This window comes from Streptomyces prasinopilosus (genome assembly GCF_001419695.1).
GTDB lineage: Bacteria > Actinomycetota > Actinomycetes > Streptomycetales > Streptomycetaceae > Streptomyces > Streptomyces prasinopilosus.
The window spans coordinates 1-1094 of sequence record NZ_LIRG01000917.1; the positions used below are offsets into that span (position 1 = coordinate 1).

The 1094-nt window shown below is 71.4% G+C and carries 1 protein-coding gene; it reads right to left on the reverse strand.

Translation table 11 applies throughout. The features are described 5' to 3' along the window. A partial coding sequence (locus tag AOK18_RS28445) for an ATP-binding protein (protein ID WP_055696184.1) occupies positions 1-768 on the reverse strand: 768 nt, incomplete at its 3' end. Positions 769-1094 lie beyond the last annotated feature (326 nt).

A 1094-nucleotide genomic window follows, 5' to 3' on the forward strand; every position in this document is an offset into this window, starting at 1 on the left:
GTCCGGGGTGGTGGGGCCCGCAGGCGGGGTCCTGCCCTGTTCCGCCGCTCGCACCCAGTCCGAGTGCACGAGGTGGGTCAGGAGGTCGTCGCCCACCTGTTCCTTGAGGAAGAGGAGGTCCTCCTCGCAGGTGACCTTGTTGCCGACGACCGCGATGCGGATGCCGAACTCGCGGGCGTGGTCCCGGTACTGGCGGTAGACGGAGACGCCCTTGCGGGTGGGTTCGGCGACCAGGAAGGTGAGGTCGAAGCGGGTGAAGAGGCCGGAGGCGAAGGCGTCGGCGCCCGCGGTCATGTCGACCACCACGTATTCGCCGGGGCCGTCGATCAGGTGGCCCAGGTACAGCTCCACCGCGCCCAGTTTGGAGTGGTAGCAGGCCACGCCCAGGTCGCTGTCGTCGAACTCGCCCGTGGCCATCAGCGGGACGCCGCCGGCCCGGGAGACGTGCCGGGCGTGCAGTTCGTCGTCGCCGAGCAGGCTCAGGAGGCGGGAGCCGCGGCCGGGCGGAGTCGTCTTGATCATCGACTCGGTGGAGGTGACGCGGGGGTTGGTGCCGCGCAGGTACGCCTTGATGTCGTGCAGGCGCGGGCCCAGGGGAGGGGGCGTCACCGGGGCCTGTCCGGCGGGGGCGAGTGCTTCGGCCAGGTGCTGGTTGATGTCGCCGTCGATGGCGAGCACCGGGGCTCCGGCGGCGGCCAGGTGGCGGGAGAAGAGGGCCGACAGCGTCGTCTTGCCGCTGCCGCCCTTGCCGACGAACGCGATCCTCATCGGCACCCCGCCCTTTTGAAAACGAATGTCATGTCGTTAGGTTCTAGGGGTGCGTCACGGCGGTGTCAAATGCTTCGGCGCGTGTCCTGGCAGTCCCGTCGCGAGATTCACCCGGATGATCGACTCCGGAGGCTTGATGCAGAGGGGGCGCGAGGCGTGACCGCATCATCGGGACCGCGGGTCCGGCGGACCTCGGCCGCGCGCGAGCCGTGATGCCCGACGCCCTCTCCCGCGACTTCGGCGCCGGGTACGCGCCCCGGCGGTACGGCGGCATCACCGACCCGGCCGCCGCCCACCTCGCCCCGCCCCGCCGCACCCTCCTCGTC